The following is a 14,709-nucleotide window of genomic DNA, read 5'->3' as shown; positions in this document are numbered from 1 at the left end:
TATCGACACTGCATAGTACAACACCCTCATTCATCCCTCCATTATGCAACGCCCTTTTTTTGAATGCTATAGGACTTTTTAGAAATGAGATATTGGTAGAGATCGTCCAAAATGGCGTTAATTGCAAAAATATCTCCGCTGTGCCATTGGTAAGATACAAGATGAGCTTGATTCTTTTGAACTACTTTGAGATGTTGCCATAAAGGATCGCGAGCAAGCCTCCCTAACACCGTTTTCGCACCTGCTTCTCCTTCCCTTGTTAAAAAGAATAGAACATCACCATCGATCGCTAATATCTCTTCTTTAGAAAGGGACTGTGGCGCATAGATAACATTCTCGCTTTAAGAGGGCGGACGCTGTAGCTCAAGATCTTTAAGAATCATCCCTACTGTACTTTGCTCTCCGTAGCCGTGAACAAACTCAGGAAACATCCCAGCAACAGAAACTTGAATTTGATCACGACGATCGCCTAAAGCTTGTTTGAAGTTCTGAATGCGCTTTTGGTACTGTGCAATTAATTTCTGACCATTCTCTTCTTTAGCGAGTACTTTAGCAAGTGCCATCAGCCTTTTCTGCCAAGTAAAATCACGCGATAGTACGATCGTTGGAGCAATGCGAGAAAGTAAGGCATAACTTTCGGTTGACCAAGGATTTCCAATAGACCTATTCAACAATTAAATTGAGGCAAAAAAAGATGGTAAAACGGTGTTTTCACCCCTCCCATGAAAAATCCTCTTGATTATATCCGCACTTACCCCCAGCGTAGTGAATTGATTTTGGGCATCAGTTTTGAGGAGTTTAACCGTCTAATTGAGCCAGTCAGAAAGCTTCATGCCCAAGAGCAAGCGGTGGTGGAAGCTCAAAAAGTGCGAGTGAATGCAGCAGGTGCCGGGCGACCTGAAGTGTTTACCTTGGAAGCCACGACCCCTTGCGGGTAACTCGAAGAGATCGCCCTGTGTTTATTTCATCTGCGGCACGACTCGACCTTTGGCGTGCTAGGCATGATCTTTGAGGTCTCGCAGGGGCAGGCGAACCAAGCGTTCCACCAAGGGTTGAGGTGGATCAGGCAAGTGCTCCCGGCGAGTTTGTATGAGCAGTTTGGGCACGACCCAGAGTTGTGGGCATGGGTGCAAGAGTTGTTGCAAGATGAGGTGCTGTTAGCCGACAGCACGGAGCAGGCGCGAGAACGTCCCTCAGACTCCCAGGTTCAGGAGACATATTATTCAGGCAAAAAGAAGCAGCACACGCAGAAAACGCAAGTGTCAGGAACCTCTGACGGGCGAGAGATCGTAGATGTGATTCCAGCAGTGCCAGGTCTAACCAGTGATATTAGCCTGCTGCGCCGCCAACAACAGAAGTTCGACTCCCGGCAGCAGTTCATGGGGGATAAAGCCTATCAAGGGGCAGAGCACACCACCACGCCTCACAAAAAGCCCAAGCATCGGGAATTGAGCGACACTCAACAGCAGGAAAACCGGGTCAGTTCTGCCCAACGCATCTTCATTGAACACTTGATTCGGCGCTTGAAAATCTTTCGGATTTTGACGAATCGGTTTCGCTTGGAGTCGCGAGTGTATTCAGTTGTGGTCTTAGCCATTTGTGGACTAGTCAGATTGCGGTTAGGCAACCTGGATTTCACAACTTACGACTTTTGAAATCAGCAATGGGGTTTGCTTCTAGGCGGTGCTATGAACAACATTAATTCCTGATAGAAATAGCCTCAAACCCCGATGCCTTCGTTCCTGAACAGTCTGGCGAGGTTAACCTCAAAGCCAGGCACAGTCTCGCTTACAAATTCTTGAATAAGTCTAATGAGAGCATCGTTTCTGGTTGCAGGCTCCGTGATTTCCAAGCCCTTATCACCCTCCTTACCCAGCACCGCCGACCTGCCCTGCTCAGATGATACGCCCGTGGACAACGAAGACCAAAACCTGCTGCCTAACCTGTTGCTATTATTGTTAACCAGCATTTGGGCGGAGCGGATTGGTACTTTGGGGTAGAGATGGCGGTGTATCACACGACGGGCGTGAGTCCGAAGGTTCCCGTTGTCCCAGATGGGTTTTTAAGTGTCGGGGTGGAGCGCAAGAAGGGGGGCAAATCGCGGCGCAGCCATGCCACATGGGAAGAAAACGACATCGTGCGATCTTTGTCCTAGAAATGGTGTCACACACGCCACGAGAGGAGTATGACGAGAAGCTAGAGATTTATCGCAAGCTGGGTGTGTTGTACTACCTGGTGTATAACCCAGAGTTTTGGCGACGCGACCAGCATCAACCGTTTGAGTTGTATAAGTTAGAGAACGATAGTTATCAACTACAGATTGGAGAGCCGTATTGGATGCCAGAAGTGGGATTAGGGATTGGACGCTATCGAGGCGTGGTGGGTGGACTTAACCAAGAAATATTGACCTGGTACAATAGATTTCCTGCATGAATACCTGGCGATTGAAATCGCTGCTATCAGAACAAAGTCCACCTCCGTGGACTAACGGTTAAAATCGCCTCTTTAGTGTGCGAAGGCACACTTTGCTCTTGTAGCCCCGACTTTAGTCGGAGGGCATCTATGATTCGTGCAGGAAGTCTAATAGACAGGGCTATCGCTATCTCAGTTCAGAAGAACGGGCTGAACGGTTGGAGGCATATCTGCGATTAGCGCAAAGCGCAACTCCGTAGGAACCGCAGGGAATTGACCCCAATCAGCTACCTAACTAGACGCGATCGACACTCATAGCGCGATTAGCGCAAAGCGCAACTCCGAGGGAACCGCCTACACCTGCAAGGTCTATCAATAGGGGATTTAGCTAACTTGAGGTGCTGCTTAGAGTACACTTGACCGTGTTGTTCTCTCTGCCTCTGATGCGCCGTGATCCACTGTTCTACAAGCTGTTTCAACAATCTCCCACACTCTTGTTTGATCTGATTGGAACTAGACCGAGCAATGCGGCTGATTATCGCTTTGATTCTGTTGCAGTGAAAGAGCCAAAGTTTGAGATTGATGGGGTGTTTTTGCCGCCAGATAATGTGATTGGGACAATTTACTTCTGTGAGCTTCAAATGCAGAGGGATGAACGGCTCTACGAACGACTTTTAGCTGAATCTGCATTGTATTTTTATCGGAATCGAGACCGCTTTAATGACTGGGAAACTGTGATTATCTATCCATCGCGCAGTGTCGAGCAAAGCGATCTGCATCCGCATCGGTCTTTTCTGAATGGTGGACAGGCGCATCGGGTGTATTTGGATGAGTTGGGGGATGTCAGAGATTTGCCTGTGATGGTTGGAGCAATCGTGCTGACAATTGTGGACGAAGCGGAAGCCCCAGAAGCCGCGAGAGATTTGATTGTACGAGCGGATCAGGAGCCAGTCACACCTGAGCAGAAACAGGACATAATAGATATTGTGACCTCGATTTTGGTCTACAAGCTCACTAATTTAAGTCGATCGGAGATCAAAGCAATGTTGGGAATAGATTTAACACAGGAACCACGAGCGATTCGAGAGGCGAAGGAAGAGGGCAGAGAAGAGGTGCGCGGACAAGAAGCGATCGCTTTAGTCACTCGTCTGTTAAGACGACGATTAGGGCAAGAACTTTCTGAAGAAACACGATCGCGCCTTTCATCCCTACCTTTACCTGTCCTAGAAGACCTCAGCGAAGCCTTACTCGATTTCACCACGTTGACGGATTTAGAGGCTTGGTTGGAAGAGATCGTAGAACCCGATTAACGATCGCGATTCATCCCAGTACGATCAAAGCACGATCGCTAACTCCCAATCTTCCCCATCACTCTCTCACCCATCCACTCACTTACTCCCTTTCCCCCCTCCCTTCTCATTGACGAGGTATTTTCCAAGTTATCTATAAAGTATTTTGTGCGATTGTCATTTACAATTGCGTGTAAATCAGTTATGAGGTATTGATGGAGTTTGAGTTTGATTCACAAAAAAGCCAAGCGAATCAGCAAAAGCATGGGATTGACTTTGTGCAAGCTCAACAATTGTGGGCAGATGTGGATCGGATTGAAATTCCTGCTAGAACGGAAGATGAAGTTAGATTTTTGGTGATCGGTAAACGTGGAGAGAAACATTGGTCTGCTGTGATTACCTATCGAGGGGGAAAAGTACGGATTATATCGGTTCGACGTTCACGGACAGAGGAGGTGGCATTTTATGAAGGCAGCAGTATTTGATCAGCGGTTTGATCAAGGTGAAGACGTGTCTGAGTTTTTGGACTTAGGGAACGCACGTCGTCCGGGGCATGAGTCAAAGTCTGTGACGATCGCGTTTCCGCAATGGATGGTGGAGGCATTGGATCGAGAAGCACTGCGACTGGGTGTGAACCGTGAAGCGATCGTCAAGGTTTGGTTAGCTGAACGGTTGGAACGAGTCAACTAGCGCGATCGCTACTTATCCAATGTGATCGACACTCATAGCACGATCGACAACAAAACAGGATTAGCAAGAATAACGATCGTTATTCATCTCAGTACGATCGACAATCAGAGCGCGATTAGCGCAAAGCGCAACTCCGCAGGAACGGCTTGCACCTGCAAGAGCTATCAGCTTTAGGAGTCTTTTACAAGATATCTATAGAGATCATTCAGAACACGATCAGCGCCGATCGTTCCTCCGATTCCAGCCCATTGCACTGCATAGATTTGCTTGTTTTGAACCGCTTTTAAGGTTGACCAGATGCGGTGCTTCAAAAATGACAACGAACTTAAATTTTCAGCATCTCTTTTCCAAACTACTATGACGAATAAAATGTCAGCATCATAATCGAGTAAAGCCTCCAGACTCACGGGTAAGAACATATCTTGTTGCTGCTCTTGGCTCTCAAGAAATTGTAAACCTGCATCTATCAAAATCTGATCGGAAGGAAAGAGACCTGGCTTAACCGAATAGATGTTTGAGCCAGAAATTTGAATCACTGATATTTTCTGCGTTTTTGATCTTGGCTCTAGTTGTTGTCGTAATTGCTTGACCTTGTTTCTGTGCTCAGATAGAACCGCTTCAACACGATCGACTTTTCCAAGTAGTTGAGCGATGTATCGGATATTTTTCTCGAAGTCTACTCCACCGTCAGTATCAATGACGACTGTAGGCGCGATCGCAGAAAGCTGTGGATAGATTCGTTGTTGATATTTGTGCAATAGAATCAGATCGGGTTTGAGTTGAAGAATCTTTTCTAGCGAAGGTTGCTCATCTCCAACATTTGGAATATTGGCTGTCAAGCTAGGATCAATACCTGAATGACCTTCTAGACAACCAGAGCAAGGTGCAATGCCAACTGGCTTTATGCCTAATGCCAACACAGGATCGAGAAAGATATTACCGTCCATTACAATCACTCGCTGCGGGTGCAGTGGGATTTTGACTTGACCCAAAGCGTGTTCTACTACTTTTGTAGCTGTGGGCATTTGTGCAAGGCTTGGTTCTTGTACAGGGTTGGAACTTTCCTTCTCTAGTGGAATGAAATTACGGCAGGCAACAGCAAATGTAATCGTAATGACGACTAGAAGTAACAGTCTAAAAATTCTACGAATCGCCTTTGACATTACTAAAACTGTCTCTCCTGCTCGATTCTTCATCAACTAAAAGCTAAAATTCTAAGCTGATAGAACCTGTGATAGTGAGAGGATCACCTCTTTCTAAGCCAACATTGAAGTAGTCTATATCGAATAGGTTGCGAATGTTGACTGCTGCATTGAATCGATCGCGGCGATAGAACAATGATGCGTCAGTCCGAAAGTAATTGCCTAACGTAAATGAATTAGCCAAATTTCCTTGCCGATTACCTACATAAAATAGCCCCAACCCAACTCCGAAACCGCTTAAGCCCCCTTTTTGAATCTGATAAGTTGTCCAAAGACTGGCTTGCTGTTCTGGTACGCCCTGCAAGCGATTTCCTACAGGAATACTATTATCTTCAGTGACTTTCGCATCCGTGTAAGCATAAGATGCAATTACATTCCAACCTGGGAGAATTCTACCTGTGAAATCTAACTCGACTCCTCGGCTGCGTTGTTCTCCAGTTTGAATTGAGAGTCTAGGACTCACTGGATCGGGAGTGATGACATTTGTTTTGGTGATTTGGTAGGCAGCTAAGGTTGCTGAAAGCCTTCCATCTAGAAAATCGGCTTTGATGCCCGTTTCATACTGGGTTCCTTTGGTTGGCTCGAAGGCTTCACCATCAGTATTAAATGCTCCAAAGGTAGCAACAGGTTGAAAAGACTGACTATAGCTCGCGTAGAGTGAGATGGTTTTACTGGGTTGATACACCAAACCAATTCGAGGGCTAAACGCGCTGTTGTTTCTTTCTTGACCACTATTTCTAAAATCGCCCTCGCTGACAGTCGAAACCCAATCAAATCGACCACCAATCAGAAGCTTCAGGTTATCTAGTAACGTAACTTGATCTTGGATGTAAAAACCATAGGATCGAACCTTATCAACAATCTCGAAGTTTGTATCATAGATAGGCTCTGGAATGTTGTTGTAATTTGGGTTTAAGATATCAAGCGTCGGAATATTAGTAGCACCAAACGCACCCGATACTGGGATGTTGACACGGTAGTAGTCAAAACCGACGAGAAGTTGATGCGCGATCGAACCTGTGTTGAATTTCCCAAGTAAATCGATTTGACCAAAAACATTGTGATAGCTGAAAAAACCTTCTTCTGGGCTAACAACTAAAAATTGATTATCTAGTAGCTGTGAGCCGCCAGCACGAAGATCGACAGCAGAAGTATTGTTTACAGCAATGGTGTTCCGAAGCTGTAAGTTGTCGTTAAATTCATGGTTCAGTGTGTAGCCATATCTTTGAGTTGTGAATTCAAGAAAGGAAAATTGAGGATAACCTGGGAAGAACTCTCTAGGAAAAATAGCACTGCCGTCAAAAAGTCCACTGGGTAGGGTAGGGCTATCTCCCACAGATCTGAGGTACTCATAATATAAGTTCAGAGTCGTGCGATCTCCAAGCTTCCAAGTGAGCGTCGGCGCGATTGCAGTCAGATTTGTATTAACAAAGTCCTGAACGCCGTCTGAAGTTTGATAACTAGCAATCAATCGATAGAGTACAGATTTATCGCTCGTTAGAGGTCCTGAAAAATCAATAGTAGGTTGATAGAAGTTCCGATTTCCGATTTCTAATGCAATTTTATAGTAAGGGTCGGTGAGCGGTTGTTTAGTAACTACGTTGATAACTCCACCTGGTTCTAGTGAGCCAAATAGAACCGAAGCGGGTCCCTTTAGAACTTCTACTTGCTCAAATGTCTCACTCGCCCTTAAGCCATAGAATCCTCCGTCACGAAAGCCATTGCGTAAGTTTCCGCCTCCACCATCCTGAAAACCTTGAGAAAATCCTCTGATGATTCTACTTTCCAGCCCAGGCGCACCAGCAAAGGTTATATCGCTTACAACACTGCTGACGGTTTCAACTGCTTCGTTAATTGTTCTAACATTGCGATCTTCTAGAACCTGTCGCGGCACAACTTGAATCGAAGCAGGAATATCTCGGAGTGGCGTATCTGTCCTCGTTGCTGTACTCGCATTCGGGACTCGATAGCCTCGCGCTCCCTCACCCGTTACCGTAATTTCTTCTTCTGTAGCATCCTCATCGGGTTCAACACTCAGGATTAAACCCCGATCGCTCTTCACAACCTCCGCAACAGGCGCGCGCTGCTCCGCAGATACCGCAAGGGTCGCATTCCCCACAATCCGAATCTGCACCGTCGCCGCATTCACCTGAGTTGCAGTCACTTCCGTAATGTCGTTTCCTACGGAGTTGCGCAAAGCGCTAATCGCGGGTTTCTCGGCTCGAAATGCTCCCCCGTCCGGCAATGCCAACACCGCATTCGCAATCTCAGCAATCAGCGTATTTCCTTCTTCTCGCGTGGTCGCTTGCAGCGTTCTGCCATCGGCGGTCTCAATCTGCACCTGAAGCCGACCCTCGATCGGCACCAGTCGAATCTGGATAATTTGCGCGGTTGCTGCTTCCACCTGTGCCGTCCATTGCTGCACCGTCTTCGCACTCGCAGGCAAATCCCGCGCCTGAAGCACCTTTGCGGGTTCCGTCGCCCCAGCACTCGCCGCCACGACCACCGACAGAACGCTCACCGTCCAACTCAACTGCTGTAGTCCTTGCCCCGCAGCCCATCGCATCCGCATCTCGCCACACCTTCTTGAAAATCACTCTCAAGAAATACCAGACTGAGAAAGGCGATCGCAATGGGGACTTGGGGGACTAGCGGAACTTTTTCTGAAGGCTAGACGGACTTTTTTCACTGTTGCCTCTGCGATTTACCCGGTACACTGAGGTGAGAAGCACTGTCGGATATTCAATGATGTCCACGCCAGAACAAATTCAAAAAGAGATCCAATCGCTACCAGAAGAAGCTCAAAGTCTGCTGATTGATTTTATTGAAATTCTGAAGAGGCGCTATCCTAAGCCCGCAGAGCCAAAAGCAGATGCGGAGAAAAGCCCCTATCAGAAATTCAAAGAGAGCGGATTGATTGGCTTCGTCTCAGTCGAAGAAGACCTCTCTACAACTTACAAACAAGTCTTGTCTGAACGCTTAAACACCCAACCATTTTAAGCTCCTGTATACACACAAGTCGATCGATTCATCATTGCCGAGATTCTTCGCCCCCTAAATCCCCTACTGTGTACACACAAGTCGATTGATCTGTCTGTTGCTGACATCCTTCGCCCCCTAAATCCCCCATTCTGGGGGACTTTGAGCAAGAATAATTTCTAGGATTCACAGGAGCGTTTCAGCGTTCAAAGTCCCCCAAATTTGGGGGATTTAGGGGGCAGAAGCCGACTGAAACGAAGCAAATAAGACGTGTGTGTACACGGTAGCCTAAATCCCCCATGCTGGGGGACTTTGAGTTGGGACGATCGGGCGTAGGTATGGGCAAACTCTGTAGTGTCAAGCTCACTCCATTAACCCTATGGATTCTCACCGCATTCGGGGTACTACTCCCAAGAGTATTGCGGCGGCTCGACATCTCCGCCAACATCTCACTCCGGCTGAAAAGCTGCTGTGGGAAGCCTTAAGAAAACGCCAACTCAACGGCTTAAAGTTTCGCTGCCAGCATTCAATTGAGTCCTTCATCGTGGATTTCTATTGTCCTCAGCACCGACTTGTGATTGAAGTGGATGGCGACGTTCACGATCAACAAGTCGAGTATGACACGGCTCGAACTGAACGCCTCAATCACTTGGGTTATCGAGTGATGCGATTTCACAACCAAGAAGTTCTCTCAAACTTAAGTCAAGTTCTCCAGCAAATTACTGAGGCGATCGCGTTCTAGTTCCGCTGTTCAAAGTCCCCCAGCATGGGGGATTTAGGGGGCAAAGAACCTGTAGCATTCACAGATTGATTTGGTATTAGGGGGCGAAAGGTTGCAGCAATGACAGACCCAATCAACTTATGTTCAAAGTCCCCCAGCATGGGGGATTTAGGGGGCAAGTCCCCCAGGGGGAATTTAGGGGGCGAACGGTAGCTCCTGCGGGAGAGGGTTGGGTGAGCGCGGTTCAGGAAACTTGCAGACGGCTTTCATTCAGTCAATCAGTCTCGATCGCACGAGATCTACTTGTTCTTGCTTTGAGATAATCTCTTGGATTGGTTCCAAATTTCTTCCGAAACGTTTCCGCAAAATAGCGTCGATCGTGAAATCCCACCCGCGTCATCACCTCGCCCACCTTCATCTCTCCCGTCAGCAATAGCTGCTGTGCCTGCTTCATCCGATAGTCATGCAGATATCCAAACACAGGCTTGCCAAACACTTGCCGAAATCCCTGCTTCAGCGCCTTCTCATTCAATCCCGCTTGCCGTGCTAAGTCTGGCAACGCGGGCGGTTGCTCCAAGTTCCGCAGCAAAATCGTTCGAGCATGATGAATGCGATCGACCTCATCCGACTTCATCCGAAACAGCGACCCTTGCGGTATCTGCGAAGCAGTGCGTCTTCCCTGCTGTACCTCTTGTTCTTGCTCCAGAATCAGTGCAACGAGTTCCAGCGACTTACTCTCCAAATAGACCCGCTTCATCAGTCCGCGATAAGGGCATTGAATCATCTGCCGCAACACACCCTGCATCATCGGAGACAGTGCCCCATCCCGCGCATAAGCTGGCTGATCCGTCCTAATCAACGCTTGAAACTCGATCGGTACGATTCCTTCCCGACCTGCAAAGTTAATAAACACCTCTGGCGACATTTCGACCACGACTTCTAAAATCGGGAACTGACCAGAGCAAGTTTCCAACCGTTCGGGCATGATCCCGCTGCCATACAGCACATATTCCGAGTTGCCGACTTCCGAAACAGGATTTTGATGGTCTCCTGACAGATGACAGTGAAAGTGCAGCCAAGACTCAGCTTCTGACCATACCGTTTGAGTGCGATCGCGCACCCGAAAGTCATCCATCCGCACCATCAGCCCCTCCCGCAAGGCAATCTCTCGCCCGTACCCTTGCGCCATCCAAGTCGGTAGCGGCATCAGCACATCGTCTGGATCAGCCGGATCGGGATACTCAATCAAGTGCGATCGTGCTTCCTCCCACTCTGCCCAATCCCGCTCTAACACCGAAATGGTCATGCTGATCTGATCCCTACTGAGAACTATTCTTATTAAAGCTCCTCAGAGCATACATCGGAGATTTATTTTCTGTCTGAAGGAGATCTAATGGCAGCGTTATGACTAATACTTTTTTGAACCCGATGTTTTGTATAGTGAAGCTGACGTGCTGGTTAAGACTGTTTTGCTAGTTATCCAGAATTTAGGGCGGCAGATTCAAGGTAGATGGATTTGGAAGCATCTTAACTTTGAGTTGCGTCCAGGAGAGCGTTGCGCGATCGCGGGCGAAGCCGGAGCCGGAAAAACGCTGCTATTAAGAGCGATCGCCGCACTCGATCCAATTCAAGCTGGAACAATCGCTTTTCAAGGAAAGAACCTTTCTGACTGGTTTATTCCCCGGTATCGAACTCAAATTCTTTACTTACATCAGCGCCCTGCATTGCTCGAAGGAACCGTCGAACAGAATCTACAAGCGATCTACAAAATGACTGTTCACCGATCGCTGGATCGATACGAGGTTCAAAGACATCGAATTCTAGAGTATCTATCAGCGCTTGGACGATCGACGGATTTTCTCGATCGTCCGGTTTATGCGCTCTCAGGTGGAGAAGCTCAAATTGCCGCATTCCTACGCGCCTTACTTTGTTCTCCAACGGTAATGCTGTTTGATGAGCCAACTGCTTCATTGGATGCCCACACCGAGCAGCAATTTGAATCTCTTGTACGACTTTGGCAGCAAGAAGACCGAACGCGATCGTATTTCTGGACTAGCCACAACCCAGAGCAACTAGAGCGAATGACCGATCAACGCTTAATTCTCAAACGCTTATGATGACTTCTTACGTTCCTATCGATAATGGTCAGCTTGCACTTGCAGCACTGTTGATTGTCATCAATCTTGTTTTGTCGATCGTGCTGCAACTTCAATTGGAGAAGCAGCTAGGAATTGCGGCAATTCGGATGACCGTTCAACTGTTACTGATTGGCTATGTTCTGAAATGGATTTTTACGCTACAGTCTCCCTGGTTAGTTCTGATGGTCACTTTAGGAATGACTGTGTTAGCCGGACAATCTGCGATCGCACGAACTAAACGTCGCTATCCTGGAATGTTCTGGAATAGCTTTGTTTCAATTTTTGCCTCTTCTGCATTAATGATCGGGGTGACGGTTGTTGGCATCATTCGAGTAGAACCGTGGTACAACCCGCAATATGTGATTCCAATGTTGGGGATGGTGTTAGGAAATGCGTTGACTGGAGCTTCTCTCGCGCTCGATCGCTTCACCGAAGATCTAACGGTTCGACGCGATCAGATTGAATCTTTATTAGCTTTGGGTGCGACTCGATGGGAAGCAGCCCAGCAAACAATTCAAGAAGCGTTGCGAACTGGAATGATCCCCACAATCAATCAAATGATGGTCATGGGAACCGTGAACTTACCGGGAATGATGACTGGGCAAATTATTGCAGGAGCAAGTCCAACCGATGCTGTTCGTTACCAAATTGTGCTGATTTTTGCGATCGCGGCAGGAACCGGACTTGCCACGATTGGAATTGTGCTGCTAGGGTTCCGATCCCTATTTAGCGCCCAACATCAATTGAGACTCGATCTGCTGCAAGTTGTCAACGACAAGAGCCGTAGCTAATCGACAAGATAGAGCTTGCTCAACTCAGTAAATGCTCCTCCAAGCTCTCACGGTTCCTTGCCCGATCGCACTATCAATCACTTCGCCATTATCCGCCGTTGCTCTCAGTTGCACAGTCTGCTCAGGCGCAGTTTTTAGCGCGCTAGCAAGCTCCGTAGAAATCGGAAACTGACCGTTTTTGTTTTCGAGTTGAAAAACGCGATCACCCACTTTGACCGCTAGTCCCGTAACTTTCTCAGTGCCACTATTGGTGAAACAAACAGAATCAGGAAAGCCATCATCTAAGGCATCAAACGGAGAATATCCAAATCTTGAAGCATACAATCGGTGATATCGTGGAAACGATCGTTGAGCAAGTGTGCATTCTCTACCACGGTAAGCAAGTAAAACCTGCACAGAATTTGGCCTCCATAAGCTGACTATCTTCACTTCGCCATCACGGTTGCGAAACGATCGCGAAAAATAATTTTGATCAAACACTGCCAGAGATTGTCCGTCAAATGAATCAACCACTCTAACGGGTTGCGACCACGGCACTCGCAGGTTGGGCTGTAAGATCGATGATCTTACAAGGGGAAACTCTGTTGCGGTTGATGGTGCGGCAATTGCACGAGAACTCAAGATGCTGGAGATGACGATCGCAATCATTGCCCCGTTTTGCATCCAAGGACTGATGAGGCGAGATAACATAACGGTGACTCAGTAGGCAGGGTACACCTCGATTCTAGCGAGGCAACTTGCGATCATCAATTTGAGAAATGAAGCTTGATTTTCGTTCTCAAATCATTTTTTCTTCGTCGCGATCGCCATTTTCACACCTTCGATTTTGCGAATCTCATCCATTACGGCAACAATCTCACCATGCTGCACTTTCTCATCGGCATTGATCACAACCACTGCCTGCTGGTTTGCTTGCACTAACGTTCTCACGCCCACTTGCAATTCTGAAAGCTGCATCGGTCGCTTGTTTAATGCAATTTCACCATTTGCCTGCACACTGACTGCAATTCTCGTTTGCTGTTGAGTCTTTGCGGTTGCTGCCTGCGGAAGATTTACAGGTAACCCTTCAGAACGGGTTAAGAACAAAGTCGAAACAATGAAAAAGGTGAGCAGCGCAAACACCACATCAATCATCGGAACAATGTTGATCTGAGGCGGTACATCATTTTCTTCGGGAAATAGCATAGGAGTGTGAGAAGAAAAAACTAAGAATGAAGCTTAGACAGATAACTATCTTCGTAACGATGGCTATAGACTAGCTCAAGTCGATTCGCGTATTCCTGAATCAGAGCAGACTGGCGAGTGAAAAAGCTGCGAAAGAGAGTGACTGCAAATAAGTTAAAAATTGCAACCACTAACCCCGAAGCTGTAGAAACTAACGCCTCACTAATCCCGCCCGTCACGCCAGAAGTCTGACTGCCTCCGACATTTCCGATATTGAGCGATGCAAATGAGACGATTAATCCAGTGACTGTTCCCAACAATCCAAAGAGCGGAGACAATCCCACAATCATGTCAAAGATGTCTGTAAACCGCTTCATTCCCGGTGTTTCTGCTTGCGCTTCTGCTTGCATCGCTAATCGAAACTGTTCGGGAGTCGGACGATCAAGCGATAATGCCGATAGCAAAATCCGAGCCGCAGGTAGGTCAATATTCTTCTTCAGAACCGCGATCGCTTCTGCCACATTGTTTTCTTGGTACAACATCAAAACTCGCTGCATCATTTTTGGCTGACGCTTAATAATGCGACTCCAAAAGCGCGATCGCTCAATAATCAGACCAATGGCTGTAATTGAAAACAGCAGCAATGGGATCATGACAATCCCGCCTGCTTTAAGAATCCCGATCGCGCTATTCATTACAGCTACTCCAGCTTGGTTCTGTACCCTTGAAAACAAATTGACAGCTTCTTGCGTTAAGGCAACAAAAAGACAGCTTCATGCAGCGTAAAACTAATGCAAATTACTGTCAAGTATTTTCTCAAAATTTATCAATGTAAAAATTACTGATCTGTTCTAAAGCCTCGTGCTGAATGGAGTTCCCCAGATTGACGATGTGAATTAGTGACATTACTCTTGATCAACACTTCGGACAGAATTAAGCAGCGATCTCGTAGTTGGGATGGGATTTAATCGCAGTCCGGGACAGCGCCAACTTTGAAATAAATCGCCCAAGTCAATGGTCGTTGAGTGCCCGTCGCTTAACGCTTGCCATTCCAGCAGACTTTGTGCAATTTGCATACGGCTATCGGTTTGGTGCTTGTTTTTTCTGATTAGCACCCTAGTGGATCGATAGCTTTCTTGTCTATCTGCTGACCTGAGTTACCTAAAAACTGTCCGAACCATTGAGGATAAGCTAATGTGACCAACGTTACAAGAGTTAGGTTACTCTGGTTGTCTGGAGCAACTTCTGCAACGGCGGCAGACTGCGAGAAGACGATCGACAAAGATAAGGCACTAAAGCTACTCAGAATAATCTGCTTCATGG

At 47.2% G+C, this 14,709-nt stretch carries 21 protein-coding genes; 12 read left to right on the top strand and 9 right to left on the bottom strand.

The genetic code is table 11. The features are described from left to right. Positions 1-341: 341 nt before the first annotated feature. Entirely contained in the window at positions 342-671 is a 330-nt protein-coding gene (locus tag ACKFKF_RS25240) for an ABC transporter substrate-binding protein (protein WP_446870202.1), read from the bottom strand. A 51-nt stretch (positions 672-722) separates the two neighbouring features. Here ACKFKF_RS25240 and ACKFKF_RS25235 point away from each other — a divergent pair, with 51 nt between their 5' ends. The 8 genes from ACKFKF_RS25235 (at position 723) to ACKFKF_RS25200 (ending at position 4,565) form a co-directional block, all read left to right on the top strand. After that, positions 723-938, top strand: a complete 216-nt coding sequence (locus tag ACKFKF_RS25235) for a hypothetical protein (protein WP_446857782.1) — start codon at positions 723-725, stop codon at positions 936-938. 9 nt (positions 939-947) lie between these two features. Next, the gene (locus ACKFKF_RS25230; RefSeq protein ID WP_446870203.1) at positions 948-1,655 is read left to right on the top strand and encodes a transposase family protein; all 708 of its coding nucleotides are present in this window, start codon (positions 948-950) and stop codon (positions 1,653-1,655) included. Between the two features lie 156 nt (positions 1,656-1,811). After that, complete coding sequence (locus ACKFKF_RS25225; protein ID WP_446870201.1) at positions 1,812-2,000, top strand: hypothetical protein; 189 nt, start codon at positions 1,812-1,814, stop codon at positions 1,998-2,000. Between the two features lie 118 nt (positions 2,001-2,118). Further along, positions 2,119-2,433: a Uma2 family endonuclease gene (locus ACKFKF_RS25220; RefSeq protein ID WP_446870200.1), complete on the top strand. Its 315-nt coding sequence runs from the start codon at positions 2,119-2,121 to the stop codon at positions 2,431-2,433. A gap of 401 nt (positions 2,434-2,834) precedes the next feature. Next, positions 2,835-3,722: an Rpn family recombination-promoting nuclease/putative transposase gene (locus ACKFKF_RS25215; RefSeq protein WP_446857779.1), complete on the top strand. Its 888-nt coding sequence runs from the start codon at positions 2,835-2,837 to the stop codon at positions 3,720-3,722. A gap of 194 nt (positions 3,723-3,916) precedes the next feature. After that, the gene (locus tag ACKFKF_RS25210) at positions 3,917-4,186 is read left to right on the top strand and encodes a BrnT family toxin (RefSeq protein ID WP_446870199.1); all 270 of its coding nucleotides are present in this window, start codon (positions 3,917-3,919) and stop codon (positions 4,184-4,186) included. Beyond that, positions 4,167-4,391 (top strand): type II toxin-antitoxin system BrnA family antitoxin, encoded by a 225-nt coding sequence (gene brnA, locus ACKFKF_RS25205; protein WP_446870198.1) that lies wholly within the window; start codon positions 4,167-4,169, stop codon positions 4,389-4,391. The genes ACKFKF_RS25210 and brnA overlap by 20 nt, the downstream gene beginning before the upstream one ends. 21 nt (positions 4,392-4,412) lie before the next feature. Continuing rightward, on the top strand, positions 4,413-4,565 hold the full coding sequence (locus ACKFKF_RS25200) for a hypothetical protein (RefSeq protein ID WP_446870197.1): 153 nt from the start codon (positions 4,413-4,415) through the stop codon (positions 4,563-4,565). On the opposite strand, the gene ACKFKF_RS25195 is transcribed toward ACKFKF_RS25200, so the two are convergent. Continuing rightward, a complete protein-coding gene (locus tag ACKFKF_RS25195) occupies positions 4,562-5,554 on the bottom strand; it encodes an ABC transporter substrate-binding protein (RefSeq protein WP_446870196.1) in 993 nt (330 codons plus the stop codon). The genes ACKFKF_RS25200 and ACKFKF_RS25195 overlap by 4 nt on opposite strands. A gap of 43 nt (positions 5,555-5,597) precedes the next feature. Beyond that, positions 5,598-8,165: a TonB-dependent siderophore receptor gene (locus ACKFKF_RS25190; protein WP_446870195.1), complete on the bottom strand. Its 2,568-nt coding sequence runs from the start codon at positions 8,163-8,165 to the stop codon at positions 5,598-5,600. Between the two features lie 176 nt (positions 8,166-8,341). Between ACKFKF_RS25190 and ACKFKF_RS25185 the strand changes: the two genes are divergently transcribed. Both ACKFKF_RS25185 and ACKFKF_RS25180 read left to right on the top strand, forming a co-directional pair. Next, on the top strand, positions 8,342-8,593 hold the full coding sequence (locus tag ACKFKF_RS25185; RefSeq protein WP_446870194.1) for a hypothetical protein: 252 nt from the start codon (positions 8,342-8,344) through the stop codon (positions 8,591-8,593). A gap of 358 nt (positions 8,594-8,951) precedes the next feature. Continuing rightward, entirely contained in the window at positions 8,952-9,314 is a 363-nt protein-coding gene (locus ACKFKF_RS25180) for an endonuclease domain-containing protein (RefSeq protein WP_446870193.1), read from the top strand. A gap of 253 nt (positions 9,315-9,567) precedes the next feature. Here the strand turns inward: ACKFKF_RS25180 and ACKFKF_RS25175 are convergent, their stop codons facing one another. Then, on the bottom strand, positions 9,568-10,599 hold the full coding sequence (locus ACKFKF_RS25175) for a helix-turn-helix transcriptional regulator (protein WP_446870192.1): 1,032 nt from the start codon (positions 10,597-10,599) through the stop codon (positions 9,568-9,570). A 145-nt stretch (positions 10,600-10,744) separates the two neighbouring features. Between ACKFKF_RS25175 and ACKFKF_RS25170 the strand changes: the two genes are divergently transcribed. Together ACKFKF_RS25170 and ACKFKF_RS25165 are read left to right on the top strand one after the other, a co-directional pair. After that, positions 10,745-11,410 (top strand): ABC transporter ATP-binding protein, encoded by a 666-nt coding sequence (locus ACKFKF_RS25170; protein ID WP_446870191.1) that lies wholly within the window; start codon positions 10,745-10,747, stop codon positions 11,408-11,410. Beyond that, positions 11,407-12,222: an ABC transporter permease gene (locus tag ACKFKF_RS25165; RefSeq protein ID WP_446870190.1), complete on the top strand. Its 816-nt coding sequence runs from the start codon at positions 11,407-11,409 to the stop codon at positions 12,220-12,222. Before ACKFKF_RS25170 ends, ACKFKF_RS25165 begins: the two co-directional genes overlap by 4 nt. Before the next feature lie 24 nt (positions 12,223-12,246). Here the strand turns inward: ACKFKF_RS25165 and ACKFKF_RS25160 are convergent, their stop codons facing one another. The 5 genes from ACKFKF_RS25160 to ACKFKF_RS25140 all read right to left on the bottom strand — a co-directional run bounded on the left by ACKFKF_RS25160 (position 12,247) and on the right by ACKFKF_RS25140 (position 14,707). Then, entirely contained in the window at positions 12,247-12,912 is a 666-nt protein-coding gene (locus ACKFKF_RS25160) for a hypothetical protein (RefSeq protein WP_446870189.1), read from the bottom strand. Between the two features lie 93 nt (positions 12,913-13,005). Continuing rightward, a complete protein-coding gene (locus tag ACKFKF_RS25155) occupies positions 13,006-13,407 on the bottom strand; it encodes an ExbD/TolR family protein (protein WP_446857766.1) in 402 nt (133 codons plus the stop codon). 20 nt (positions 13,408-13,427) lie between these two features. Further along, positions 13,428-14,081 (bottom strand): MotA/TolQ/ExbB proton channel family protein, encoded by a 654-nt coding sequence (locus ACKFKF_RS25150; protein ID WP_446857765.1) that lies wholly within the window; start codon positions 14,079-14,081, stop codon positions 13,428-13,430. Between the two features lie 210 nt (positions 14,082-14,291). After that, positions 14,292-14,462 (bottom strand): hypothetical protein, encoded by a 171-nt coding sequence (locus ACKFKF_RS25145; protein ID WP_446857764.1) that lies wholly within the window; start codon positions 14,460-14,462, stop codon positions 14,292-14,294. 32 nt (positions 14,463-14,494) lie between these two features. Continuing rightward, positions 14,495-14,707 carry a hypothetical protein gene (locus tag ACKFKF_RS25140; RefSeq protein ID WP_446857763.1) on the bottom strand — a complete coding sequence of 71 codons (213 nt, stop codon included), beginning with the start codon at positions 14,705-14,707 and terminating at the stop codon, positions 14,495-14,497. Positions 14,708-14,709 lie beyond the last annotated feature (2 nt).

Source organism: Phormidesmis sp. 146-12, assembly GCF_052939495.1.
This window is presented reverse-complemented; position numbering and strand designations above follow the sequence as displayed.

Bases quoted from the DNA above. Each gene is read 5' to 3' on its own strand.
- ACKFKF_RS25155 (WP_446857766.1), bottom strand. From the start codon at position 13,407: ATGCTATTTCCCGAAGAAAATGATGTACCGCCTCAGATCAACATTGTT.
- ACKFKF_RS25190 (WP_446870195.1), bottom strand. From the start codon at position 8,165: ATGCGGATGCGATGGGCTGCGGGGCAAGGACTACAGCAGTTGAGTTGG.
- ACKFKF_RS25185 (WP_446870194.1), top strand. From the start codon at position 8,342: ATGTCCACGCCAGAACAAATTCAAAAAGAGATCCAATCGCTACCAGAA.
- ACKFKF_RS25140 (WP_446857763.1), bottom strand. From the start codon at position 14,707: ATGAAGCAGATTATTCTGAGTAGCTTTAGTGCCTTATCTTTGTCGATC.
- ACKFKF_RS25220 (WP_446870200.1), top strand. From the start codon at position 2,119: ATGGGAAGAAAACGACATCGTGCGATCTTTGTCCTAGAAATGGTGTCA.
- ACKFKF_RS25180 (WP_446870193.1), top strand. From the start codon at position 8,952: ATGGATTCTCACCGCATTCGGGGTACTACTCCCAAGAGTATTGCGGCG.
- ACKFKF_RS25225 (WP_446870201.1), top strand. From the start codon at position 1,812: ATGAGAGCATCGTTTCTGGTTGCAGGCTCCGTGATTTCCAAGCCCTTA.
- ACKFKF_RS25160 (WP_446870189.1), bottom strand. From the start codon at position 12,912: ATGTTATCTCGCCTCATCAGTCCTTGGATGCAAAACGGGGCAATGATT.
- ACKFKF_RS25165 (WP_446870190.1), top strand. From the start codon at position 11,407: ATGATGACTTCTTACGTTCCTATCGATAATGGTCAGCTTGCACTTGCA.
- brnA (WP_446870198.1), top strand. From the start codon at position 4,167: ATGAAGGCAGCAGTATTTGATCAGCGGTTTGATCAAGGTGAAGACGTG.
- ACKFKF_RS25210 (WP_446870199.1), top strand. From the start codon at position 3,917: ATGGAGTTTGAGTTTGATTCACAAAAAAGCCAAGCGAATCAGCAAAAG.
- ACKFKF_RS25145 (WP_446857764.1), bottom strand. From the start codon at position 14,462: ATGCAAATTGCACAAAGTCTGCTGGAATGGCAAGCGTTAAGCGACGGG.
- ACKFKF_RS25195 (WP_446870196.1), bottom strand. From the start codon at position 5,554: ATGTCAAAGGCGATTCGTAGAATTTTTAGACTGTTACTTCTAGTCGTC.
- ACKFKF_RS25175 (WP_446870192.1), bottom strand. From the start codon at position 10,599: ATGACCATTTCGGTGTTAGAGCGGGATTGGGCAGAGTGGGAGGAAGCA.
- ACKFKF_RS25235 (WP_446857782.1), top strand. From the start codon at position 723: ATGAAAAATCCTCTTGATTATATCCGCACTTACCCCCAGCGTAGTGAA.
- ACKFKF_RS25150 (WP_446857765.1), bottom strand. From the start codon at position 14,081: ATGAATAGCGCGATCGGGATTCTTAAAGCAGGCGGGATTGTCATGATC.